This is a genomic window from Streptomyces sp. NPDC044002 (assembly GCF_056434525.1).
Genome location: NZ_JBWKEZ010000098.1, coordinates 1 through 24,365 on the forward strand (window position 1 = coordinate 1; position 24,365 = coordinate 24,365).

Genomic DNA, 24,365 nt, shown 5'->3' on the forward strand with positions numbered 1-24,365 from the left:
GCTATAGACAGCCCCGCCGGCGTTTGAGGCGCGGGGGTCTGGGGGCGGAGCCCCCAGGAGGGCTCCGGGCGCAGCCCGGGGAACGGGCGAAGGGCGGGTAGGGGAACTCGCCCCGCGCAGCGGCACCACCCCGGGCCAGGGCGGCACCCCTCACCCGCAGCTCCGGCCACCGGCACCCCGCCCCGGGCACCGGACCCGGACCCGGACCCGCACCAGCGGCAGCTACGCCTCGTACGGCCGCTGCGGCCAAGGGGCGTCCGCCGGGCGGAGGGAGTCCAGGCCGGAGTCGGAGGCCAGCGCGGCCGTCAGGGCCAGGACCCCGGTGACCAGCGCCGGGTTGCCCAGCTCGCCGGCCAGGATCCCGCGCAGCAGCTCCTCCCGCGCGACCCACTCCACCTGCATGTCGGCCTCCTCCGAGGAGGCCTCCGCGTACCGCTCGCCGTCCGCCTCGGCGACGTCCCGTGCGAGGAAGACCCGGATCGCCTCGTCGGAGCCGCCCGGGGAGGCGAAGAAGTCGGCCAGCACCCGCCAGTCCCCGGCCTTGACGTGCGCCTCCTCGTACAGCTCGCGCTGCGCCCCGTGCAGCGGGTTCTCCCCTGGCACGTCCAGCAGCCCGGCGGGCAGCTCCCACAGCCGGTGCCGGACGGGGTGGCGGTACTGCCGGATCACCAGCACCCGGCCGTCCTCGTCGAGGGCGAGCACGCACACCGATCCCGGGTGCACCTGGTAGTCGCGGCGGGCCACCGAGCCGTCCGGCATCCGCACCTCGTCGGAGGCCACCGCCGTCTTGGCCCCCTGGAAGGGGCGACTGGTCGACAGCGTCTCCCAGGTCTCCGACGTGTCCTTGATGGCGATCCCCATGGCCAGTGCCCTCCACAACGCGCGACAGCCGGGTACGGATGATCCGTACCCGGCTGTCTACGTTACCGAGCGTCAGCTACCGCGCGTCAGCCCTGCTGCTGGCGCTCCACCGCGGCCTTGACCAGGCCCGCGAAGAGCGGGTGCGGCCGGGTCGGGCGGGAGCGGAGCTCCGGGTGGGCCTGGGTGGCCACCAGGTAGGGGTGGACCTCGCGCGGGTACTCGACGTACTCGACGAGCTTGTTGTCCGGGGAGGTGCCGGAGAAGACCAGGCCGGCCTTCTTCTCCAGCTCGCCGCGGTAGGCGTTGTTGACCTCGTAGCGGTGGCGGTGGCGCTCGTCGACGTACGCGTCGCCGTAGACCTCGCGCACGATCGAGCCCTCGGCCAGCTTGGCCGTGTACATGCCCAGGCGCATGGTGCCGCCCAGGTCGCCCGCGCCCTCGACGAAGGCCAGCTGCTCCTCCATGGTCGAGATGACCGGGTGCGGGGTCGAGGCGTCGAACTCGGTGGAGTTCGCGCCCTCGATGCCCGCCAGGTTGCGCGCGGCCTCGATGACCACGCACTGCAGGCCCAGGCACAGGCCCAGCAGCGGGATCTTGTTCTCGCGGGCGTAGGTGATCGCGCCGACCTTGCCGTTGACACCGCGGTCGCCGAAGCCGCCGGGCACGCAGATCGCGTCCACGTCGCCGAGCTGCGCCGCGGCACCGGCCGGGGTCTTGCAGTCGTCGGAGGTGACCCACTTGATCTGGACGCGGGCCTTGTTGGCGAAGCCGCCGGCGCGCAGCGCCTCGGTCACCGACAGGTAGGCGTCGGGCAGGTCGATGTACTTGCCGACGAGCGCGACCTTGACCTCGTGGTCGGGGTTGTGGACGCGGTCCAGCAGGTCCTCCCACACCGTCCAGTCGACGTCGCGGAAGGGCAGGTCGAGCTTGCGGACGACGTACGCGTCCAGGCCCTCGGTGTGCAGCACCTTGGGGATGTCGTAGATCGACTTGGCGTCGATCGCCGCCACCACGGCCGCCTCGTCCACGTCGCACATCAGCGAGATCTTGCGCTTGATGGAGGTGGGGACGTCGCGGTCGGCGCGCAGCACGATCGCGTCGGGCTGGATGCCGATGTTGCGCAGGGCCGCGACGGAGTGCTGGGTGGGCTTGGTCTTCAGCTCGCCGGAGGGGCCGATGTAGGGCAGCAGCGAGATGTGCACGACGAAGACGTTGTCGCGGCCGACCTCGTGGCGGACCTGGCGGACGGTCTCCAGGAACGGCAGCGACTCGATGTCGCCGACCGTGCCGCCGACCTCGGTGATGACGACGTCGACGTCCTCGGTCGCCATGCGGCGGATGCGGTGCTTGATCTCGTTGGTGATGTGCGGGATGACCTGCACGGTGTCACCGAGGTACTCGCCGCGGCGCTCCTTGGCGATGACCGTGTTGTAGACCTGGCCGGTGGTGACGTTGGCCGAGCCGTCGAGGTCGACGTCGAGGAAGCGCTCGTAGTGGCCGATGTCCAGGTCGGTCTCGGCGCCGTCGTTGGTGACGAACACCTCGCCGTGCTGGAAGGGGTTCATCGTGCCCGGGTCGACGTTCAGGTACGGGTCGAGCTTCTGCATCGTGACCCGCAGGCCGCGCGCCTTCAGCAGCGCACCCAGGCTGGAGGCCGTCAGGCCCTTGCCGAGGGACGAAGCGACACCCCCGGTGACGAAGATGTGCTTGGTCGTCATGGATTTGGGCGGCATCGCCAAGAGGGGGCTCCCGTGGTCGCGAGGTGAGGTGCGTCCGGCGACTTCTCCCGTTTCCGGGGGTGCCGAAGCTGCGGTTTCGGGGCCCCTGATTCGCACAGGCAGACCACCGGTCCACGGGGTACCAGCCTATCAGCGCCCGGGACGGTCCGCCTCCGGGCGCGCTGCGCGGCGCCGCCCGCGAGTCCTCCGGTCGGCCGTTCCCGCAGGTCACCCGTTTGGCCGAGTGACATTGTCCCGATACTTAAGGAGATCACTAGGGTGCGCTCATAACTTGCTCGGGTACCGCTGCACATCGCCGCCGAGCAGTCCGGCAGACGGCGTAACAACGCCGGTTCCGGCAATCTAGGACTCGACGCGGGGATCCCTGCGCACAGGAGACCGCGCGACAGCGCATTGCAAGCGCCCTTCGGGGCGGACGTGGCCGTTCGACTGGAGACCAACGTGTCCGGGCGCATCGAGGATTACGCACTGATCGGGGACATGCAGACCGCGGCGCTGGTCTGCCGGGACGGCTCGGTGGACTGGTTGTGTCTGCCACGTTTCGACTCCCATGCCGTCTTCGCGAGCCTTCTGGGCACCGAGGAACACGGGTTCTGGCGCATCGGCCCGGCGGTCCCCTCGGGTGCGGAGCCGCCGCGGGCCGCCCGCCGGCGCTACCGGGGGGACTCCCTGGTGCTGGAGTCGGAGTGGGACACCCCGCGCGGGACCGTCCGCGTCGTCGACTTCATGCCTCCGCGCGAGGACCACGCGCCGCAGCTGATCCGCATCGTGGAGGGCGTCAGCGGGCGCGTCCCGATGCGCTCGGCCCTGCGGATGCGCTTCAGCTACGGGCGGGTCGTGCCGTGGGTGCACAAGGTGGACGGGCGCACCGTGGCCGTCGCCGGCCCGGACTCGGTCTGGCTGGACTCCGACGCGCAGACGTACGGCAAGGACCTGACGACGTACTCCGACTTCACGGTCGGGCCCGGCGACCGGGTGGCCTTCGCGATCAGCTGGCAGCCCTCCCACAAGGGCGCCCCGGAGACCCCGGACGCGGCGGCGGCGCTGGAGGCGACCAGCGAGTTCTGGCGCGAGTGGGTGGACCTGTGTACGTACCACGGGCCCTACCGGGAGGCGGTGATCCGCTCGCTGATCACCCTCAAGGCGCTCACGTACGCGCCCACGGGCGGGATCGTCGCCGCGCCGACCACCTCCCTCCCGGAGGAGATCGGCGGGGTCCGCAACTGGGACTACCGCTACACGTGGCTGCGCGACGCCGCCATCACCCTGTCCTCGCTGCTGCGCACCGGCTACCGGGGCGAGGCCGCCGCCTGGCGGGACTGGCTGCTGCGCGCGGTGGCCGGCGACCCGGAGAACCTGCAGATCATGTACGGGATCGCCGGCGAGCGCGAGCTGGGCGAGACCGAGCTGGACTGGCTGCCCGGCTACGAGAACTCCGCGCCGGTGCGCGTCGGCAACGGCGCCGCCCACCAGCTCCAGCTCGACGTGTACGGCGAGGTCACCGAGGCCCTGCACCTGGGTCACATGACGGGCCTGGCCCGCAACGACTACGCCTCGGTGCTCCAGCTGAAGCTGATCCGCTACCTGGAGACCCACTGGATGGAGCCGGACGAGGGCATCTGGGAGGTGCGCGGCCCCCGCCGCCACTTCGTGCACTCGAAGGTGATGGCGTGGGTGGCCGTGGACCGCACGATCAAGCTGATCGAGAGCGGGGACGCGGACGGCCCGCTGGAGCGCTGGCGCGAGATGCGCGACGCGATCCACGCGGACGTGTGCGAGAAGGGCTACGACCCGGAGCGCAACACCTTCACCCAGTCCTACGGCTCCCGGGAGCTGGACGCCTCCCTGCTGCTGATCCCGCAGATGGGCTTCCTGCCGCCCGACGACAAGCGGGTCATCGGCACCATCGAGGCGATCCAGCGCGAGCTGTCGACCCCGGACGGTTTCATCCTGCGCTACCCGACGGCCGGCGAGGAGGCCGGGGTGGACGGGCTGGAGGGCGACGAGGGGGCCTTCCTGGCGTGCTCGTTCTGGATGGCCGACGACCTCGCGATGATCGGCCGGGTCGACGAGGCCCGCCGGCTCTTCGAGAAGCTGCTGTCGCTCCGCAACGACCTGGGGCTGCTGGCGGAGGAGTGGGACTCCAAGCACGAGCGGCAGGTGGGGAACTTCCCGCAGGCCTTCAGCCACGTCCCGCTGATCGACACGGCACTGCGGCTGACGGCCAGCGGGGCCTACGGCGGCTGAGCGGCTGACGCGCGGGTCCGGGGCCGCCCGCCTAGCCTGTAAGGGTCCTTTGCCCTTCACGGGAAAGGGGGGTGGCCATGGCGCCCCTCTCCAAGGCGGGGGCGGCCCTCGCCGCGCTCCGCGAGGATCTGGCCGGTGACGTCTTCGCCCCGGACGACCCGGGGTACGACGAGGCCCGGACCCTGTTCAACGCCATGATCGACCGCCGGCCGGCGGTGATCGCCCAGTGCGAGGGCGCGTCGGACGTGGTGACGGCGGTGCGCTTCGCCCGGGAGCTGGACCTGCCGATCGCGGTGCGCGGCGGCGGGCACAGCGTGGCGGGGATGTCCCTGAACGACGGCGGCCTGGTCGTGGACCTGCGCCGGATGCACGCGGTGACCGTCCATCCGGCGGCGCGGGCCGCGCACATCGGGGGCGGGGCCGTGATGAGCCACCTGGACCGGGCCTGCGAGCCGTACGGGCTGGCGACCACCGGGGGCCGGGTCTCCACCACCGGCGTGGGCGGCTTCGTCCTGGGCGGGGGCACGGGCTGGCTGGACCGGAAGTTCGGCCTGGCGGTGGACAACCTGCTGGGCGTGGACCTGGTCACCGCCGACGGGGAGCTGCTGCACGTCACGGCGGAGGACCATCCGGACCTGTTCTGGGGGCTGCACGGCGGCGGCGGGAACTTCGGCGTCGCGACCTCGCTGACGCTGCGGCTGCACGAGCTGCCGCACATGTCGATCGCGTTCCTGCTGTACCTGCCGGAGCGCGGCCCCGAGGTGGTGCGCACCTTCCGGGACGTCATCGAGCAGGGTCCGCCGGAGGCGGGCGGCGGCGCGATCTACATGACGGCACCGCCCGAGGAGTTCGTCCCGCCGCACCTGGTGGGGCTGCTGGTGGCGGGCGCGCTGCTGACGTACGCGGGCCCGGAGGACGGGCTGCGCAAGCTGGCGGAGCCGCTGCTGGCGATCCCGCACGAGGTGGAGATGGTCACGGCCATCCCGTACGCCGACCTCCAGTGCATGATCGACGACCCGCCGGGCTACCGGAACTACTGGTCGGCGGAGTACCTGACGGGTGCGCCGGACGCGTTCGTGGACGCGTTCTGCGCGCGGGCCGACTCGATGCCGGTGCCGACGGGCACCCAGCACGTGCTGTTCCCGCAGGGCGGGGCCATCGCCTCCGGCCCGGCCGACTACCCGGTCCCCTACCGCGACGCGCCCTGGGCGGTGCACCCGTACGGGATGTGGGAGGACCCGGCCGACGACGACCGGGTCCGGGAGTGGGTCAGGGAGGTCCGCGCCGACGCCCGGCCGTGGAGCACCGGCGCGGTGTACCTCAACTTCACCGGGGACGAGGGCGCGGACCGGGTGGTGGCCGGCATGGGCGCCGAGAACATGCGGCGCCTGGGCGAGCTGAAGCGGCGTCACGACCCGGACAACGTGTTCCGCTTCAACCACAACATCAAGCCCCTGTGAGGCGCCCCCGCGAGGCTGTCAGGTGAGGGCGGCGATCACCTCCCGGGCGGCCCGTTCGCCCTCGGTGGCGCCGCCCTCCATGAAGCCCTGGAAGTCGTAGCTGCAGTGCTCGCCGCCGATGTGGATCCGGCCCTGCGCGGTGCCCTCGTACTTGGCGTACCTGTGCAGGTAGCCGGTCGGCCAGTAGGAGTACGCGCCGAGCGAGTACGGGTTGCGGTGCCAGGCCGACAGCTGCGCCCGTCCGGTCCAGGCCGCCTTGGTGCCCGGGTAGAAGGAGTCGATGCCGGTGAGCATCCGGCCCGCGAGGGCGCGTACGTAGGGGTCGGAATCGGTGGCGAAGGGGCTGCCCGGGGTGAGCGAGCCCGCCAGGGTGCCGCCGCCGTACTGGAGCAGGATGCCCCCGTTGCCCGGCTGGACCTTGGTGGTGTCCCAGGTCTGCTGGACGTCGAGGTCGGTGAAGCAGTCGCCGGCCGACACCCCCGGCCAGGGGCCGCTGCCGCGCCAGGGCCGGCTGGTGAACTGCATGTTGAGTTTGGTGCAGTAGCCCATGCGGGCGTCCCGCAGGAGGTTCTTCATCAGCGGGTCGAAGCCCGCCCCGCCGAGGTCGGTCCGCTGGAGGACCGGCAGCGGCAGGCACAGGATCGTGTGGTCGGCGACGACGGTCCGGGTGGACCCCGCGTCGTCGAAGGTCAGCGTCTGGGTGCCGTCGGCGGAGACCCGTACGGCGAGCAGCTCGCGCCCCATGACGAGCGTGCCGGCGGGCAGGGCGGCGGCGATGGCGTTCGGCAGCCGGTCGTTGCCGCCGACGATGTGGTAGCGCTCGTTGGACAGGCCCCACACGTTGAAGTTGCCGGGGTTGGGCTGGTAGCCCATCAGCAGGACGAGGGCGAGGGCGGACTGCTTGTCCGTGTCGGCCCCGTACTCGACGTTGTACGCCACGTCGATGAACCGGCCGAGCCGCGAGTTGTGGCCGCCCGGGACCCTGGTCTCGATCCACTCGTACAGGGTCATGTCGTCGAGGGCGGTCCCGGCCGGGGTCGTGGAGTTCCAGGAGACCTCGCCGGCCTCCTGGAGGTCCCGGTGCAGGGCCTGGTAGACGGCCTTGAAGTCCTCGTCGGCCTGGGTGCGCGAGTAGTAGGCGCCGTTGAACCACAGGACTTCCTCGGCGCCGTTGGGGCCGCCGCCGAGGAAGTCCTCCACGGGCAGGTCGAAGCGGCGGCACAGTTCCAGGATCTTCTTGTGGCTGGTGTCGATCAGCTCACCGCCGATCTCGGAGGTCTGGCCGTACGCCCACAGGGAGCGCTGGGTCCACATCCTGCCGCCGACGCGGGCCGGGTTGGCCTCGTAGAGGGTGCAGGGGACGCCCGCGTCCTGGAGGGTGAGCGCGGCGGTGAGGCCGGAGATCCCGGCTCCGACGACGGCGACGCGGGCCGGGGTGACCTTCTTGCCGGTCTGCGCGTCGGCGGCGTGGGCGGTGGCGGGGGCGCCCGCCGAGGCGGCGAGGGCGGTGCCGAGGCCGAGCGCGGCGGCCCGGGAGAGGAGTTCGCGGCGGGTGGAGCCGCGCACCTCGGCGACGGGCAGCCGCAGCCGGCGGGCGGCGGAGTGCTCGGCGGCGAGCCGCTGGAGCGCGTTCATCAGTGGCGTACGGGCCATGGCGGTGGCTCCTCCTAGGCGTTCGCGGCGGTGGGGGCGGGCTCGTCGGCGCGTTCGGCGGAGTCCTCCAGGACGACCCGGCCGATGACCTCGTAGCGGTCGGGGGCCTTGAACTTCAGCCAGAGGCCGAGCCCGAGCCCGCCGAAGAAGACGAGCCCGACGATCCACGGGATCAGCGTGAAGAAGAACGAGTCGGCGGCGAGCCCGGCCGCCGTCCTCATGTTGACCAGCAGCAGGACGACCACGGCGGCCATGGCGACGCCTCCGGCCAGCGGGGCCGTGAAGGTGCGGAACCAGTGCCGGTCCTCGGGGTGGTTCTTGCGGAAGTAGCCGATCACCGCGAAGGAGCAGAGGGTCTGGACGATGAGGATCGCCATCGTGCCGAGGATCGCGAGCAGGGTGTACAGGTGGATGTACGGGTCCTGCCCGGTCAGCCAGAACAGCGCGACCAGGCCGGTGGCGATGGCCGTCTGCACCATGGACGAGACGTACGGGGACCCGTGCTCGGCGTGCGTACGGCCGAGGGCCGGGTGCAGGAAGCCCTCGCGGCCGATCGCGTAGAGGTAGCGGGCGGCGCACTGGTGGAAGGCCATCCCGCAGGCGAAGGAGCCGGTGAGCAGCAGCCACTGGAAGGCGTCGACGGCCCAGGCGCCGATGAAGGTGCGGGTGGGGGCGAAGAAGAGGTCGAGCGGGTTCGTGGAGGCGGAGAGGGTGACGGACTCGGCCAGACCGTTGCCGGCGATGGTCATCCAGGAGACGAAGATGTAGAAGAGGCCCACTCCGACGACGGAGATGATGGTGGCCTTGGGGATGACCCGCTTGGGGTCGCGGGACTCCTCGCCGTACATCGCGGTGGACTCGAAGCCGACCCAGGACCAGAAGGCGAAGAAGAGGCCGAGTCCGGCGGAGGTGCCGGTGAAGGCGTTCTTCGGGTTGACGGGCTCCAGCGGGATCCCGTCGGGGCCTCCGCCCGCGATGAGCACGGCGGTGGCGACGGCGAAGAGGACGGCGATCTCGGCGACGAGCATCACGCCGAGGGCCTTGGCGGTGAGGTTGATGTCGAAGTGGGCGAGGACGGCGGTGACGGCGAGCATGGCGGCCGCGTAGAGGATCCACGGCAGGTCCACGCCGAGCTGGTCGTGGACGGTCGTCTTCGCGAAGTAGGAGAAGACTCCGACGATGGAGGCCTCGAAGACGATGTACGCGAGGACGGCGAGCATCCCGGAGGCCATGCCGGCGATCCGGCCGAGGCCGTGCGAGATGTACCCGTAGAAGGCGCCGGCGGCGGTGATCCGCTTGGCCATGGCCACGTAGCCGACCGCGAAGACGGTGAGGACGATGGTCGCGAAGAGGTACCCGGCGGGGGCGCCGGTGCCGTTGCCGAAGCCGACCGCGATGGGGAGGTTGCCGGTCATCGCGGTGATCGGCGCGGCGGTGGCGACCGCCATGAAGACGACGCCGACGAGGCCGACGGAGTTGGCCTTCAGGCGCTGGACCGGGGGCGCGGCCCCGGTGGCGGCGGGCGGGGGCGTGGCGCTGGCTCTGCTCATGGATCCTCGTTCCTGCTTGCTGGTCTGTCGTACCGGCCTGTTTCCCTGCTCTGTCCGAGGGCCGACACTCTCCAACGGAGTGACGCAGACCACAATCGGCACGCGGTCCGATAATCTTCTTGCCAGAGCGACGAGTTGTCGGTCCGGACGGGGGTCATATCGGACTCCGTAACCGCCCGGTGATGTGCGCGGAACAGGGCGGCCGGTAGCGTCCGCGATATGGACAACCAGGGCGGAATCACGGTTCAGCGGGCACTTGAGCTGCCGGGGCTGCGCAGCGGGCTCCCGGAGGTCGTCGCCTGCGCCGACCGGCTGGGACGGACCGTCCGCTGGGTGCACGCGGGCGAGGTGCCGAACATCGCCTCACTGCTCAAGGGCGGCGAACTGCTGCTGACCACCGGGCTCGGCCTGGGCACCCGGCCGGCCGAGCAGCGCGCCTTCGTACGCCGCCTCGCGGACCGGGGCATCGCCGCGCTGGTCGTGGAACTGGGCCCGCGCTTCAGCCGGCTGCCCGCCACGATCGTCGAGACGGCCAAGGCCGCCGGGCTGCCGCTCGTCCAACTCCACCGCGAGGTCCCCTTCGTGACGGTGACGGAGGAGGTCCACACCGAGATCGTCAACGGGCACTACGCCCTGCTCCAGCGCGCCGAGGAGGTCCACCGGCGCTGCACGGAGGCCCTGCTGGGCGGCGGCGGGATCCCGCAGGTGCTGCGCATCCTGGCCGACTTCACCGGCAACCCGGTCTTCCTGGAGACCCCGGACGGCCAACTCCTCTACGCGGCCGGACCGGTGGCCGGGGAAGCCGCGGCGGACCCGCTCCAGGTGTGGGAGGGGCTGCGCGGCCAGCGCGCGGCCGAGCCGTCGGCGAACGCGGTCGCGGTCGACGTACCGGGCGGCGGCCACGGCACCGGATCGGTCCGGGCACGGGTCGTCCTGGTCGGGGTGTCGGCGCCGCTGCTGCCGGTGCACCGGATGGCGGCGGAACGCACCGCGGGGGTCCTCGCGGTGGTGCTGATGCAGGCGCGGCAGGAGGAGGAGCTGGCCGCGCGCGGCCGGGGGGACTTCCTCACGGACCTGGCGGAGGGCCGGATCTCGGCGGAGGACGCCCCGGCCCAGGCCCGGGTCCTGGGCTTCCGCCCGGGGACGGGGCCGCTGCTGCCGATCGTGATGCGGCTCTCCACCGAGCTGGGCGCCTCGGGAAACTGGGCGGTGCTGGCCCGGGCCGTACTGGAGGAGCTGTCCTCGGTCGGGGTGCCGGTCCTGCTCGGCGTCCGCCCGGTCGAGGGCCGGGTGCCGCTGCTGGTCTCCCTGCGCACCGAGTCGGAACGCACGGCCGTCGCCGACCGGGTCGCCGCCGCACTGCGGGCGGGCGTCGAACGGGCCGGCCTCGACCGGGCCTCCGCCCCGCCGGCCGTGGTCGTCGGCGTCGCGGGCGGCTGGGCCGCCGCCTCCTCGGGCCTGCGGCACGCCGCCGAGACCGCCACCGCGGCCCACGGCCTGCCGGCCCGGCCCTGGTACGACGCCCGCCGCCTGGACATCGACCTGCTGCTGTGGCGGCTGCGCGAACACCCCGACCTGGCGGCGTTCGTGGACCGCGCGATCGGCGCCCTGCGGGTCCACGACGCGGCGTCCCGCCCGCCCCTCCTCCCCACCCTGGAGACGTACCTGGCCCACGCGGGCCGCAAGGCCGAGACCGCGCGCGAGCTCCACCTGAACCGCCAGACCCTGTACAACCGCCTGGCCCGCATCTCGGAACTCCTGGGCACGGACCTGGACGACCCCGAAACGGTCCTCTCCCTCAGCCTGGCCCTCCGAGCCCGCCGCCACGCGGCACCGTCTGCTTGAGGGGCGGGGGGTGGGGGCCGGGGGCTGCAGTATGGGCCCGCTATCTCCCCCTCGACCCCGCGGGGTGGGGCGGGGGTTGCCCACCCGCCCCCTTGGGTGCGGGCCGGGGGGCGGGTGAACGGCATCCCCCCGGACGGCCTCAGGGCTGGTTGGGGGCTACCGCCCCCAGCCGACCCACCCGCACCCCGGGAGGCGGGTGGGCAGCCGCCGACCCGCCCCCACCCCCTCGAGGGGGAGATGGCGAGCCCGCGCCGCGAGCACGCCCCGGAACCCCGGTCAGGGAACGCGGCGGTCCATCAGTTCGTCGTACACCGCGAGGACCTGCGCCACCGTGTCGTCCTCCGACGGCCACGTCGCCGCCTGGGCGCGGCCCGCCACCGCAAGGGCGGCGCGGCGGTCAGGGTCGTCCAGGAGGGCGGCCACCGCGCCCGCCAGCGCGCCCGAGTCGCCGTAGGGGACCAGGACGGCCGCGTCGCCGACCAGTTCCGGGACGGCGCCGACCTCGGTGGCCACCAGGGCCACCCCCGCCCGCAGGGCCTCCTGCGCCAGCAGGGAGCGGCCTTCCCAGCGGCTGGGGAGGACGGCGACGTCCGCCGCCGCCAGCAGGCGGTCGGCGTCGCGGCGCCGGCCCAGGAGCCGCACCGGGAGGCCCTCCTCCTCGATGCGCCGGGTCAGTTCGGGCCGTAGCGGCCCCTCCCCCGCGATCACCAGCAGCGGCAGCGGCTCCATGACCCGCCACGCCCGTGCCGCGTCCAGCAGGACGGAGTACCCGCGCCGCGCCACCAGGCTGCCGACCGCGATGATCAGCGGCCGCTCCACGGCGCCGAGTTCCGCCCGGGTCTTGCCGGCGTCGGGCAGTGCCGCCGCGGCCGGTACGGCCACCGCCGCCAGCCGTGCGTCCCGCGCTCCGCGCCGCCGCGCGAGGTCGACCTGGTCGGAGGAGGAGCCCAGCACCACCGCCGCGGCCCGGGCCACGTGCCGCTCCAGGAGCCGGCTCAGCCGCCCGAGCGGCCCCGCGGGCTCCGGCGCGCTGCCGTGCCAGGTCACCACCAGCGGCACCGGCCGCCCCCGCCCCCGCCGGAGGCCGTGGCGCAGCGCCAGCGCGGCCCGCATCCCGGCCCGGATCCCGTGGGCGTGCACCACGTCGGCGCCGGCGCAGGCGGCCCGCAGGGCGCCCGCCGCGTCGGGGGTGAACTCCGCCCCGGCGCCGGTGAAGTCGTACTCCCCCTCGGCCGCGACGGGGGCGCACACGGTGACCCGTACGCCCCGCGCCGCCAGCCCCGTCGCCAGGGACCGTACGTGGGCGCTGCTGCCCGCGCCCGCACCGCCGAGGACCTGGACGGCACGCAGCGGGGGCCGCCCGTACGGCTGTGCGGGGGCCGGGAAGGAGGCCGGGGAGCTGCTCACGGGCCGTAGCTCCAGGGTGAGGAGTCAGAGACGTCGCCCAGGATGCCAGTCCGCACGCGCGTTCCGGGACCATACGGGTGCGGATCCCGTACGAGATGCCGCAGTGCGCCCCCCAGCCTCACCCACACGGGCTAACGATCCCCTCGTCACGCGTCCGCGCGCGCCGCCTCCAGCAGCTCCTCGGCGTGGGCCCGCGCCGTCTGGGAGTCCTCCTGGCCGGCCAGCATCCGCGAGAGTTCGCGGATGCGGTCCTCGCCCTCCAGGACCGTCACGCCGGAGCGGGTGACCGAGCCGTCGACGGTCTTCTCGACCAGCAGCTGACGGTCCGCGAAGGCCGCGACCTGCGGCAGGTGGGTGACGACGACGACCTGCGCGGACTTGGCGAGCTTCGCGAGCCGCCGTCCGATCTCGACGGCCGCCTTGCCGCCGACGCCCGCGTCGACCTCGTCGAAGAGGTACGTGGGCACGGGGGTGGTGCCGGCGAAGACGACCTCGACGGCCAGCATGACCCGGGACAGCTCGCCGCCCGAGGCGCCCTTGGCGATCGGACGGGGCTGGGCGCCGGGGTGCGGGGCGAGCAGCAGCTCGACCTCGTCCGCGCCCGTGGGCCCGTACGCGACCGGCCGTCCGCCGACCTCGACGCCCTCGGGGTCCTCGGTCTGGCGGATGTCGATGGTCACGCGGGCGTGCGGCATGGCCAGGGAGGCCAGCTCGGCGGTGACCGCGGCGGCGAAGCGCTCGGCGGCCTCGGTGCGGGCGTCCGTCAGGGCCTGCGCCAGCAGCGAGAGCTCCTCGCGCAGGGCGTCCCGCTCGGCGGTGAGCTCGGTGATCCGCTCGTCGTCGCCGTCCAGCTCCAGCAGCCGTGCCGAGCTCTTCTGGGCCCAGTCGAGCACCGAGTCGACGGACTCGCCGTACTTGCGGGTGAGCTGGGTCAGGGCGGCCCGGCGCTCCTCGACCGCGGCCAGCCGCAGCGGGTCGGCGTCCAGGTCGTCGGCGTACCCGGCGAGTTCCCCGGCGACGTCGGCGAGGAGGATGCCCAGCTCGCCGATCCGGTCGGCGAGCCCGCCGAGCACCGGGTCGTGGGAGCGTACGGACTCCAGCGCGCGGTGGGCGCCGGCGACGAGGGTGTTGGCGTCGACGCCCTCCGGGTCCTCGACGTCGCCGGCCAGCGCCGCGTGCGCGGCCTGTGCGGCGGAGGCCAGGGACTCGGCGTGCCCGAGCCGTTCGGCCTCGGCCGCGAGCTCGGCGTCCTCGCCGGGCAGCGGTTCGACGGCGGCGATCTCCTCCAGCCCGAAGCGCAGCAGGTCCGCCTCCTGCGCCCGTTCGCGGGCGCGGGTGGTGATGGTGTCCAGCTCGGCGGTGGCGGCGCGCAGCCGGCGGTACGCGCCGGCGTACTTCTCCAGGGGGACGGCGACGGCGTCGCCGGCGTACCGGTCGAGGGCCTGGCGCTGGCGGGCCGGGCGGAGCAGGCCCTGCTGGTCGGTCTGGCCGTGGACGGCGACGAGTTCGTCGGCGAGTTCGGAGAGCAGGCCGACGGGCACGGAGCGGCCGCCGACGTGGGCGCGGGAGCGCCCCTCGGCGGACACGGTCCGGCTGATCAGCAGGGCGCCCTCGTCGAGCTCGGCACCGGCTTCCTCGGCGCGTACGGCGGCGGGCGCGCCGGGGGGCATGACGACGCGTCCCTCGACCACGGCGGCCTTGGCCCCGATCCGTACGAGGGCCGGGTCGGCGCGGCCGCCGAGCAGCAGCCCGAGGCTGGTGACGACCATCGTCTTGCCCGCGCCGGTCTCGCCGGTCACCGCGGTGAAACCGGGCGACAGCTCGACCACCGCGTCGTCGATGACCCCGAGCGACCGTATCCGCATCTCCTCAAGCACGGGACGACCATACCGAGGTTTCACGGGTGCCATGTGACCTCACCCGCCCGAAACTTCTCGAACGGATGTGCTAATAGCGGTCGGGGGCGGACTAGTGCGGTGCTCCGCGCCACCCCGAGACCGGCAGCGCGAACTTCGCCACCAGCCGGTCCGTGAACGAGGCGTGGTGCAGCCGGGCGAGCCGCACCGGAACCGTCCCCCGGCGCACCTCCACCCGCGCCCCGGAGGGCAGCTCCAGCGTCCTGCGACCGTCGCACCACAGGGCGCCGTGCGGGGTCCCGTTCTGCACCTCCACCGCCAGCACCGAGGTCGGCGAGGTCACCAGCGGCTTCGCGAACAGCGCGTGGGCGCTGATCGGCACCATCAGCAGCGCCTCCACCTCCGGCCAGACCACCGGCCCGCCCGCGGAGAACGCGTACGCCGTGGAACCCGTCGGCGTCGCGCAGACGATCCCGTCACAGCCGAAGCCGGTCACCGGACGCCCGTCGATCTCCAGGACCACCTCCAGCATCCGCTCCGCGGACACCTTCTGGACGGCGGCCTCGTTCAGCGCCCAGTCCCGGTGCACGATGTCGCCGTTGGTCCGTACGAGGACGTCGAGGGTCATCCGCTCCTCGACCTCGTACGACCGGGTCACCACCCGGTCCACGACCTTGTCCAGGTCGTCGCGCTCGGCCTCGGCGAGGAACCCCACCCGGCCCAGGTTGACGCCCAGCATCGGCACCCCCGAGCCGCGCGCGAACTCCGCCCCGCGCAGCAGGGTCCCGTCCCCGCCCAGCACGATCAGCAGCTCGCACCCGTCGAGCACCTTGGGCGTGCACTCCGGTACGAGCTCCACCTCGGGCGGCAGCGGCAGGTCCCGCGCCTCGTGCTCCAGGACCCGTACCCCGATCCCCGACTTCAGCAGCCCCTGCACCACCAGTTCGGCGCTGCGGATCGCCGCCGGCCGGCCGGTGTGCGCGACCAGGAAGACGGTCCGCGGCCCCGCGTGCTCCACGGCCTCCCCCGAGGCCGCCCCCTCCGATTCCACCCGACGTGCTGAACCTGCTGATCCTGCTGACACATCCGTCACTGCGGCCCCTCCGCCACTGCACGATCGACATCCCCCGGGTCGAGTGCCGGTGCCCCCGCCCGAAGCCACAGAAAGTACTCGACGTTACCCGACGGCCCCGGCAGCGGGCTCGCCGTCACCCCGAGCACACCCAGTCCCAGCTTCCAGGCCTGCGCCGCGACGTCCTTCACGGCCTCGGCCCGCAGCTCGGCGCTGCGCACCACGCCCCCGCTGCCCAGGCGCTCCTTGCCGACCTCGAACTGCGGCTTCACCATCAGCACCAGGTCGGCGTCCGGCGCCGTGCACCGCACCAGCGCGGGCAGCACCAGGCCGATGGAGATGAAGGACAGGTCCCCCACGACCAGGTCGACCGGCACGCCGTCGATCAGCTCCGGCGTCAGCTCGCGCACGTTCGTGCGGTCCTTGACGGTGACCCGCTCGTCGCTCTGCAGCGACCAGGCCAGCTGTCCGTAGCCGACGTCGACGGCGACGACGTGGGCCACGCCCGCGCGCAGCAGCACGTCGGTGAACCCGCCCGTCGAGGCGCCCGCGTCCAGCGCCCGGCGGCCCTCGACCACCAGCCCCCGCGGCCGGAACGCCTCGAGCGCGCCGGCCAGCTTGTGGCCGCCCCGGGAGACGTAGTCGGGGTCGCTGTCGTCCTTGAGGACGACGAGCGCCGCGCCGGTCTCGACCTGGGTGGCCGGTTTGGTGGCGGTGGTACCGCCCACGGTGACCCGGCCCGCGGCGATCAGCTGGGCCGCGTGCTCGCGCGAGCGGGCCATGCTGCGGCGTACCAGTTCGGCGTCCAGGCGGCGGCGTGCCACTCCTGCCACGTTCGGTTCAGCTCCTGTTTTCGTAAGGTCCGGGGACGGGCGTCGCGTCCAGCGCGTCCAGCGCCTCGCGCAGTCCCCTGTGCACATCCTCGTACACCTCGACGTGCCCGTCCGCCGCCAGGTCGTCCGCGTCCGCCAGCCGCTCCAGGTGCGCGTCCACCGCGGCGTGCCCGGTGGGGGTGCGTACGAGGCCCAGAGGAGCGGGCCCGGCGGCCGGCTCGGCGGCGGGCCCGGCGGCGGGGGCCGCGGGCTCGCGGGGGTCGTCCGGAACGCTCCCGGACTGTGCGTCGGTCATGCCACGACGCTACCCCGAAGCGCCGCCGCCACCACCCGCGGCTCTGCGGTACGGTCGTGATCACCATGGCTACGATCCAGGAGTGCCGCACGGCACTCGACCGACTCTCCGACAACCTGGCCTCGGCGGACGGCGACGTCCGCGGCGCCGCCGCCCTCGACCGCTCCCTGAGCTGCCACATCACGGACCTCGACGAGACCTTCTCCGGCCGCCTGGCGGGCGGCCGGATCCGGGTGGACGGGGTCACCCCCGGACCGCCCCGCTCCAAGGCCGAGATCCGCCTGGCGATGACCGGCGACGACCTGGTCGCGATGGTCGCCGGCGAGCTGAAGTTCGCCAAGGCCTGGGCCTCGGGCCGGGTCCGCCTGGAGGCCGGCTTCCGCGACCTGCTCCGCCTCAAGAGCCTGCTCTGATCCTTTTGACGCGCCGCTCGCACGACTCGGCCCTGGCGGGCCTCCCCGGCTTCGCGGCGCTGCGCCGGACTCCGTCCGGCGACCGGCCGGGCCAGGCTGCGGCCGAGTTCCGGCAGGAGCCTCAGACGGCGGCCTTCGCGCGGGCCTGGCGGGCCGCCGGGACCACCAGCGGCGTACCGGTCTCCGGGTCGTCGATGACCTGGCAGCGCACCCCGAACACCTCCTCCACCAGTGCGGCGGTGACCACCTCGGCCGGCGGGCCCTCGGCGACGACCACGCCCCCGCGCAGGGCGATCAGGTGCGTGGCGTAGCGCGCCGCGTGGTTGAGGTCGTGCAGCACCGCGACCAGGGTCCGGCCCTGGTTCTCGTGGAGCTCCGCGCACAGGTCGAGCACGTCCAGCTGGTGCTGGATGTCCAGGTAGGTCGTCGGCTCGTCCAGCAGCAGCAGCGGCGTCTGCTGGGCCAGGGCCATCGCGATCCACACCCGCTGGCGCTGGCCGCCCGACAGCTCGTCCACGGCCCGGTCGGCGAGCTCGGCGACGCCGGTCGAGGTCATCGACTCGACGACGATCCGCTCGTCCTCCGCCGACCACTGGCGCAGCAGCCCCTGGTGCGGGTAGCGGCCGCGCGAGACCAGGTCGGCGACCGTGATGCCGTCCGGGGCGACCGAGGACTGCGGGAGCAGGCCCAGCGTCTTCGCGACCTTCTTCGCCGGCATCGAGGAGATCGTCTGCCCGTCGAGCAGCACCCGCCCGGCAGCCGGCTTCAGCATCCGCGACAGGGCCCGCAGCAGCGTGGACTTTCCGCAGGCGTTGGGGCCCACGATCACCGTGAAGGAGTTGTCGGGGATCTCCACCGACAGGTTCTCCGCGATGACCCGCTGGTCGTAGCCGAGGGTGACGTTCTCCGCGCTCAGCCTCTGCACTTGCCCACTCCTCGTTTCGACCTGCTCGTTCATATACGTCCCGCCTTGCGCTCGGTGACGAGCAGCCAGAGCAGGTAGACACCGCCGACCAGCCCCGTGACCACGCCCACCGGCAGCTGGTCGGAGCCGAAGGCCCGCTGGGAGGCCAGGTCCGAGGCCAGCAGCAGCACGGCGCCCATCAGCGCACCGGTCAGCAGGTTCGACCCCGGCGACCGCGACAGCCGCCGGGCCAGCTGCGGCGCGGCCAGCGCCACGAAGCTGATCGGGCCGGCCGCGGCGGCGGCCGCGGTGGTCAGCAGGACCGCCGCCAGCATCAGCAGCATCCGGGTCCGCTCCACGGGCACGCCCAGCGCGTACGCGGCGTCGTCGCCCATCTCGATCGTCCGCAGGGCCCGGCCCTGCCCGAGGACCAGCGGGAACAGCACCGCGCAGACCGCCAGCAGCGGCCACACCTGCGCCCAGTCCCGCCCGGCCAGCGAACCGGTCAGCCACACCATCGCCCGGGTGGCCTCGACGATCTGCGCCCTGGCGATCAGGTACTGGATGAGCGCCACGAGGACGGCGGACGCCCCGATGCCGACGAGCACCAGCCGGTAGCCGTGGATCCCCCGCTTGTACGCGAGGAGGTAGATGACCGCGCCGGTCAGCAGGCCGCCGACGACCGCGCCCAGCGCGACCTCGCCGGAGCCGCCCTTGAACAGGACGATGACGACGAGCGCGCCGACGGCCGACCCGTACCCGAAGCCGAGCATGTCCGGGGAGCCGAGCGGATTGCGGGAGACGGACTGGAAGACCGCCCCGGACATCCCGAGGGCCGCGCCCACCAGCACCGCGACCAGGACCCGCGGCAGCCGCAGGTCGTTGACGATGAAGTCGTCGGCCGGCGTCCCGTTGCCCAGCAGGGTCTGGACGACGTCCCAGGGCGCGATCTCGAAGTCGCCGGTGCCGATCAGTACGACGGCCAGCACCAGGGTCGCCGCGGCCAGCAGCAGGCCGGTCGCCAGCGCACGCGGCTCGACCCGCAGCGAGGTGCCGCCGGGTCCGCGCAGGGCCCGGAGCCGGGCGACCGGAGCGGCGGGCCCGGGGGCGGCCGGGTTCGGGGCGGCGGGGGTCGCGGTCACAGCTGGGCCATCCTCTTGCGCCGAACCAGGTAGATGAAGACGGGGCCGCCGATGAGCGCGGTGACGATGCCGACCTGGAGCTCGGACGGCCGGGTGACGACCCGTCCGATCACGTCGGCTCCGAGCAGCAGCACGGGCGACAGGACGGCCGAGTACACGAGCACCCAGCGCATGTCGGGCCCGGTCACCAGGCGGGCCAGGTGCGGGATCATCAGCCCGATGAAGATGATCGGCCCGCACGCGGCCGTCGCGGCCCCGCACAGCAGGGTGATGGCGGCCATCGCCAGGATCCGGGTCCGCGTCAGGTGCGCGCCGAGCGCCCGCGCGGTGTCGTCGCCCATGGCCATCGCGTTGAGGGGCCGGCCCAGCGTCAGCGCGAGCACGGCGCCGGCCAGCAGGAAGGGGGCCACCTGACGGACGGTGTCCATGTTGGCCGAGGCCAGCGAGCCCACCGTCCAGAAGCGCAGCTTGTCCAGCGCCTTGGTGTCCATCAGCTGCACGGCGTTGATGTAGCCGACGAGGGCCGCGCTGGCCGCCGTACCGGCGAGCGCCAGGCGCACCGGGGTCGCGCTGCGGCTGCCGCCGATCACGTAGACGACCACCGAGACGACCGCGGCACCGAGGAAGGCCCACCAGATGAACTCGTTCAGCGTGGCGGCCCCGAAGAAGCTGATGGCCGAGACGACGGCCGCCGCGGCGCCCGCGTTCACCCCGAGGATGCCGGGCTCGGCCAGCGGGTTGCGGGTCAGCGCCTGCATCACCGCGCCGGACAGGCCGAGTCCGAGCCCGACCATCAGCCCGAGGACCGTGCGCGGGACCCGCAGGTCCCGTACGACCACGTCGTTGGTGGTGCCGGAGTAGTGGAACAGGCCGTGCCAGACCTCGTCGAGCGGCATCGGCTTTGCGCCCACGGCGATGCTCGCCACCGCGACCAGGGCCAGCACGGCGAGGGCGATCAGCAGACCGGCCACGCGCGCCGCGCGCCGCGGGCGGGCCGCGGAAGGCGGCGCGCTCTGCTCGGTTTCGGGGGGACTCTCAGCCAACACGAAGGTTAGGTTAGCCTACCCTGCGCCTTTTCCGATCACCCGAACGGCCGAGCCCGCACGGCCCGCCCGGCTCAGAACCCCAGCTTGGCCAGGGCCTTTTCCACGTCGTCCACGTACACCCCGTCCCCGGCCCGCGACCAGGCCGCCGCACACAGCGCCCGCAGCCCGTCGACGGGATCGCCCGGGCCGCCGGCCCCGACCGCCGGCTCCACGTCCAGACGGCCGTCCGCGTGCACCGCGGTCCAGCCTCCGCACCGCCAGCCGCCCGCGTGCTCCACCACCTCCGGCTGCCCGGCCAGCAGCCCCCGCAGGTCCCGGTCCACATAGGTCGGCCGGTGCCTCGGCTCGGCCCGCAGCAGCTGCACCGCGTCCGTCACCCCGGTCAGCACCAGCAGCGAGTCCACCTCGCCGTTGAACGCGCCCTCGATGTCGGTGTCCAGCCGGTCCCCCACCACCAGCGGCCGCTCCGCCCCGGTCCGCAGCACCGTCTCCCGGTGCATCGGGGGCAGCGGCTTCCCCGCCACCTGCGGCTCCGCGCCCGTGGCGATCCGTACGACCTCCACGGCCGCACCGTTGCCCGGCCCGATGCCGCGCGCGCCCGGAATCGTCAGGTCGGTGTTGGACGCGAACCACGGCACCCCGCGGTTGACCGCGTACGCGGCCTCCGCGAACCGCCCCCACGCCAGGTCCGGGCCGCCGTACCCCTGGACCACCGCCGCGAGACCCTCCTCGTCCGCGGACTCCACCGGCACCAGCCCCCGCTCGCGCAGCGCGACCCGCAGCCCCTCGCCGCCGACCACCAGCACCTTCGACCCCGGCTCCACCTGGTCCGCGATCAGCCGGGCCACCGCCTGCGCGGAGGTGATCACCTCACCCGCCTCGGTGGGGATCCCCAGCTCGGTCAGGTGCTCCGCGACCGCGTCCGGGGTCCGCAGCGCGTTGTTCGTGACGTACGCCAGGTGCATCCCGCCCTCCCGGGCCACGGCGAGGGACTCCACCGCGTGCGCGATGGCGTGCCCGCCCGCGTACACCACCCCGTCCAGGTCCAGCAGCGCCGTGTCGTACGCCTGGTGCAGACTCCGCTCACTGCCCGCGGGGACCGTCCTGCTCTGCCGGGTCATCTGGCCACTCCTCCTGAACCGTTCCAACGACGCTCGAGACATCGGGATTCTTAAGATCGATCTTGTCCGAGTTTGCGCTACCCCGTGACTCCCCCGATCATCCCGCATCGCGAGACGGGTCTTACCATGCACCAATGACCACACCTGGCAACGCGGAGCACGGGCTGCGCCTGATCCCCTTCCACGGACTGAGGTACGTCCCGGAGCGCGTCGGCAGCCTGGCGGCAGTGACCTCGCCGCCGTACGACGTGGTCGTACGCCCCGACGGAGTCGACTACCTCGAATCCGCCGACCCGCACAACATCGTCCGGCTGATCCTGCCGCAGGCCGAGACCCCGGCCGCGCGCAACGAGCAGGCCGCCCGCACCCTGCGCGACTGGCTCGCCGCCGGCGTCCTCAGCGCCGACCCGCGCCCCGCGCTCTACGTCTACGAGCAGCGCAAGCCGGGCCTCCTCCAGCGGGGCGTCATCGGCGCCCTGGCCCTCTCCCCCGCCGAGGCGGGCGTGGTCCTCCCCCACGAGGACGTCATGCCGGACGTGGTCACCGACCGGGCGGGCCTGATGCGCGCCACCTCGGCCAACCTGGAGCCCCTCCTCCTCACCTACCGCGGCGACGGCCCCGGCACCGGAGCGGCCGGCGTGGTGGAGGACACCGCCGCGCGCGAGCCGCTGCTGTCCACCGTCACCGAGGACGGCTTCCGGCACAGCCTCTGGGCCATCACTGACCCGGACGAGCTGGCCGTCGTCACCGCCGACCTCGCCCACCGCCAGGCCCTCATCGCCGACGGCCACCACCGCTGGGCGACGTACCTGCGCCTCCAGGAGGAACACGGCCCCGCCACCCCCTGGGACTTCGGCCTGGTCCTCCTCGTCGACACCGCCCGCTACCCGCTCCAGGTCCGGGCCATCCACCGGATGCTGCGCCGGCTCCCCCTCTCCGAGGCGCTGGCCAAGGTCGAGGGCTCCTTCCGGGTCCGCCCCGTCGAGGGCCCGCTGCCGCTGGCCCTGGAGGCCCTCGCGGATGCCTCGGAGCGCGGCAACGCCTTCCTCCTCACCGGCGACGGCTCCTACCACCTGGTCACCGACCCGGATCCGGCCCTCATCGAGCGCACGGTCCGGCAGGACCGCCCCGAGGCCTGGCGCCGGCTGGACGCGACCGTGCTGCACGCCTCCCTGCTCGACACCCTGTGGCAGATCCCGGACGCCCCCGAGCACATCTCGTACATCCACGACGCCGCCGCGACCGTCGCGATGGCCGAGCGGCACGGCGGCACCGCGGTCCTGCTGCACCCCGTACGGGAGGAGGTCGTACGGGACCTGGCCCGGCAGGGCGTCACGATGCCCCGCAAGTCCACCTCGTTCGGCCCGAAGCCGGCCACCGGCCTGGTGCTCCGCAGCCTGGGCTGACGGCCCGGCAGGACCCCGGACGCACGGAAGGGCGGCACCCCCGAGGGGGTGCCGCCCTTCCTTCGTCGCGTCGGCGCGCGGTTACGCCTGGCCGCGCTCGTCGTCCTCGACGACCACGAGCTCGTCCGTCAGGTCGACGTCGGAGTCGTCGGCGGGCTCGTACTCCTCGTCGTCCTCGTCGTAGTACTCGGCCTGGTCGGCGGCGCGCTCGGCGGCGGCCACCTCGGCCGGGTCCTGGTCGTCGTCCTCGTCGTCCTCGTCGTCTTCGAGGTCGGCCTCGTCGAGGTCCGCGTCGGCCGCGGCGGCGTCCACGAACTCCACGCCGTCGATCTCGGCGAGCCGGTCGGAGGCGTCGGTCGCGCCGTCCTTGTCGGCCTCGAGGGTCTTGGCGAACCACTCGCGGGCCTCGTCCTCACGGCCGGCCGCGAGCAGGGCGTCGGCGTAGGCGTACCGCAGGCGCGCGGTCCACGGCTGGACGGAGCTGGAGGCCAGCTCGGGGCTCTGCAGGGTCACGATGGCGGCGTCGAGCTCGCCCATGTCCCGGCGGGCACCGGCCGCGACGAGACGCATCTCGACCTGGCCGGCCTTGTCCAGCTTCTGCACCTCGGGCTCACCGGCCATCGCCAGCGCCCGCTCCGGACGGCCGAGGCCGCGCTCGCAGTCGGCCATGACGGGCCACAGCTCGACGGAACCGGTCATCCGCTTGGCGGCACGGAACTCGGCGAGCGCCTCGCTGTACTTCTGCGTCGCGTACGCGGCGAAGCCGGCGGCCTCGCGCACGGCGGCGACGCGGGAGGCCAGCCGCAGGGCGATGCGGGAGTACGCGTACGCCTGCTCGGGGTCCTCGTCGATCAGCCGGGCGACCATGACCAGGTTGCGCGAGACCTCCTCGGCCAGCCCCTTGGGCAGGCTCAGGAGCTCCTGGCGCACATCGGCGTCGATCTCGTTGCCGGTGACGTCCTCGTCGATCGGAAGCCGCTTGACCGGGTCGCGGTCGGAGCGGAAGTCCCGGTCACCGCGGTCGTCACGGCGGAAACCGCCGCGGTCGCCACCACGGTCATCACGGCCACCACGGTACCCACCACGGTCGCCCCGGTCGTCGCGACGGAAGCCGCCGCGGTCGCCGCCACGGTCATCACGACGCGGGTAGGACGGGCGGTCGCCGCCACGGTCGTCGCGGCCGCCGCGGAAACCACCGCGCTCGTCGTCACGACGGGGGTAGGAGGGGCGCTCGCCGCGGTCGTCACGACGGAACGAGGGACGGTCCCCACCACGGTCATCACGACGCGGGAAGGAGGGACGGTCGCCACCACGGTCGTCACGACCGCCACGGAAACCACCGCGCTCGTCGTCACGACGCGGGTAGGACGGGCGCCCACCGCGGTCGTCATCACGACGGGGGTAGGAGGGGCGCTCGCCGCGGTCGTCACGACGGAACGACGGACGGTCCCCACCACGGTCATCACGACGCGGGTACGAGGGACGGTCGCCACCACGGTCGTCACGGCCACCGCG

General features: G+C 73.5%; 19 protein-coding genes and 1 pseudogene. 5 read left to right on the forward strand and 15 right to left on the reverse strand.

Features of this window, described 5'->3' with window-relative positions; all coding sequences use genetic code 11:
- Positions 1-222: 222 nt before the first annotated feature.
- Complete coding sequence (locus AC07A6_RS38560) at positions 223-855, reverse strand: NUDIX domain-containing protein (protein WP_386273798.1); 633 nt, start codon at positions 853-855, stop codon at positions 223-225.
- 92 nt (positions 856-947) lie between these two features.
- A complete protein-coding gene (locus AC07A6_RS38565) occupies positions 948-2,594 on the reverse strand; it encodes a CTP synthase (RefSeq protein ID WP_125818989.1) in 1,647 nt (548 codons plus the stop codon).
- A 423-nt stretch (positions 2,595-3,017) separates the two neighbouring features.
- Here AC07A6_RS38565 and AC07A6_RS38570 point away from each other — a divergent pair, with 423 nt between their 5' ends.
- Together AC07A6_RS38570 and AC07A6_RS38575 are read left to right on the forward strand one after the other, a co-directional pair.
- Positions 3,018-4,847, forward strand: a complete 1,830-nt coding sequence (locus tag AC07A6_RS38570; protein ID WP_478780231.1) for a glycoside hydrolase family 15 protein — start codon at positions 3,018-3,020, stop codon at positions 4,845-4,847.
- Between the two features lie 77 nt (positions 4,848-4,924).
- Positions 4,925-6,307: an FAD-binding oxidoreductase gene (locus AC07A6_RS38575; protein WP_362473752.1), complete on the forward strand. Its 1,383-nt coding sequence runs from the start codon at positions 4,925-4,927 to the stop codon at positions 6,305-6,307.
- Positions 6,308-6,325: 18 nt separating this feature from the next.
- Here the strand turns inward: AC07A6_RS38575 and AC07A6_RS38580 are convergent, their stop codons facing one another.
- Positions 6,326-7,960, reverse strand: coding sequence for a flavin monoamine oxidase family protein (locus AC07A6_RS38580; protein WP_478780232.1), 1,635 nt, complete (start codon positions 7,958-7,960; stop codon positions 6,326-6,328).
- Positions 7,961-7,974: 14 nt separating this feature from the next.
- The gene (locus AC07A6_RS38585) at positions 7,975-9,510 is read right to left on the reverse strand and encodes an APC family permease (RefSeq protein WP_478780233.1); all 1,536 of its coding nucleotides are present in this window, start codon (positions 9,508-9,510) and stop codon (positions 7,975-7,977) included.
- 219 nt (positions 9,511-9,729) lie between these two features.
- On the opposite strand from AC07A6_RS38585, the gene AC07A6_RS38590 reads away from it, so the two are divergent.
- Positions 9,730-11,355 (forward strand): PucR family transcriptional regulator, encoded by a 1,626-nt coding sequence (locus tag AC07A6_RS38590; RefSeq protein ID WP_478780234.1) that lies wholly within the window; start codon positions 9,730-9,732, stop codon positions 11,353-11,355.
- 276 nt (positions 11,356-11,631) lie between these two features.
- Here the strand turns inward: AC07A6_RS38590 and AC07A6_RS38595 are convergent, their stop codons facing one another.
- From AC07A6_RS38595 to AC07A6_RS38615, 5 genes are all read right to left on the reverse strand, one after another.
- Positions 11,632-12,762, reverse strand: coding sequence for a glycosyltransferase family 4 protein (locus tag AC07A6_RS38595; RefSeq protein WP_478780235.1), 1,131 nt, complete (start codon positions 12,760-12,762; stop codon positions 11,632-11,634).
- 146 nt (positions 12,763-12,908) lie between these two features.
- Positions 12,909-14,627, reverse strand: a complete 1,719-nt coding sequence (recN, locus tag AC07A6_RS38600) for a DNA repair protein RecN (RefSeq protein WP_362473296.1) — start codon at positions 14,625-14,627, stop codon at positions 12,909-12,911.
- A gap of 103 nt (positions 14,628-14,730) precedes the next feature.
- Positions 14,731-15,669, reverse strand: coding sequence for an NAD kinase (locus AC07A6_RS38605; protein WP_362473280.1), 939 nt, complete (start codon positions 15,667-15,669; stop codon positions 14,731-14,733).
- A 38-nt stretch (positions 15,670-15,707) separates the two neighbouring features.
- Positions 15,708-16,523, reverse strand: a complete 816-nt coding sequence (locus AC07A6_RS38610) for a TlyA family RNA methyltransferase (protein WP_478780236.1) — start codon at positions 16,521-16,523, stop codon at positions 15,708-15,710.
- Positions 16,524-16,530: 7 nt separating this feature from the next.
- Complete coding sequence (locus AC07A6_RS38615; protein WP_478780237.1) at positions 16,531-16,818, reverse strand: hypothetical protein; 288 nt, start codon at positions 16,816-16,818, stop codon at positions 16,531-16,533.
- 65 nt (positions 16,819-16,883) lie between these two features.
- On the opposite strand from AC07A6_RS38615, the gene AC07A6_RS38620 reads away from it, so the two are divergent.
- Complete coding sequence (locus AC07A6_RS38620) at positions 16,884-17,231, forward strand: SCP2 sterol-binding domain-containing protein (protein ID WP_125818979.1); 348 nt, start codon at positions 16,884-16,886, stop codon at positions 17,229-17,231.
- 121 nt (positions 17,232-17,352) lie between these two features.
- Here AC07A6_RS38620 and AC07A6_RS38625 read toward each other — a convergent pair whose 3' ends face one another.
- From AC07A6_RS38625 to AC07A6_RS38640, 4 genes are all read right to left on the reverse strand, one after another.
- Positions 17,353-18,189 carry an ABC transporter ATP-binding protein gene (locus AC07A6_RS38625; protein WP_478780238.1) on the reverse strand — a complete coding sequence of 279 codons (837 nt, stop codon included), beginning with the start codon at positions 18,187-18,189 and terminating at the stop codon, positions 17,353-17,355.
- On the reverse strand, positions 18,186-19,277 hold the full coding sequence (locus tag AC07A6_RS38630; protein ID WP_478780239.1) for a FecCD family ABC transporter permease: 1,092 nt from the start codon (positions 19,275-19,277) through the stop codon (positions 18,186-18,188). The genes AC07A6_RS38625 and AC07A6_RS38630 overlap by 4 nt, the downstream gene beginning before the upstream one ends.
- Positions 19,274-20,323, reverse strand: coding sequence for a FecCD family ABC transporter permease (locus tag AC07A6_RS38635; RefSeq protein WP_362473268.1), 1,050 nt, complete (start codon positions 20,321-20,323; stop codon positions 19,274-19,276). The genes AC07A6_RS38630 and AC07A6_RS38635 overlap by 4 nt, the downstream gene beginning before the upstream one ends.
- A gap of 71 nt (positions 20,324-20,394) precedes the next feature.
- Entirely contained in the window at positions 20,395-21,444 is a 1,050-nt protein-coding gene (locus AC07A6_RS38640) for an HAD hydrolase-like protein (RefSeq protein ID WP_478780240.1), read from the reverse strand.
- Positions 21,445-21,578: 134 nt separating this feature from the next.
- Between AC07A6_RS38640 and AC07A6_RS38645 the strand changes: the two genes are divergently transcribed.
- Positions 21,579-22,850 carry a DUF1015 family protein gene (locus tag AC07A6_RS38645; protein WP_478780241.1) on the forward strand — a complete coding sequence of 424 codons (1,272 nt, stop codon included), beginning with the start codon at positions 21,579-21,581 and terminating at the stop codon, positions 22,848-22,850.
- 81 nt (positions 22,851-22,931) lie between these two features.
- On the opposite strand, the gene AC07A6_RS38650 is transcribed toward AC07A6_RS38645, so the two are convergent.
- Both AC07A6_RS38650 and AC07A6_RS38655 read right to left on the reverse strand, forming a co-directional pair.
- Positions 22,932-23,780, reverse strand: a complete 849-nt coding sequence (locus AC07A6_RS38650) for a tetratricopeptide repeat protein (RefSeq protein WP_362473290.1) — start codon at positions 23,778-23,780, stop codon at positions 22,932-22,934.
- Positions 23,762-24,365, reverse strand: a pseudogene (locus tag AC07A6_RS38655) (hypothetical protein); the annotation flags it as partial. The gene AC07A6_RS38650 and the pseudogene AC07A6_RS38655, both read right to left, overlap by 19 nt.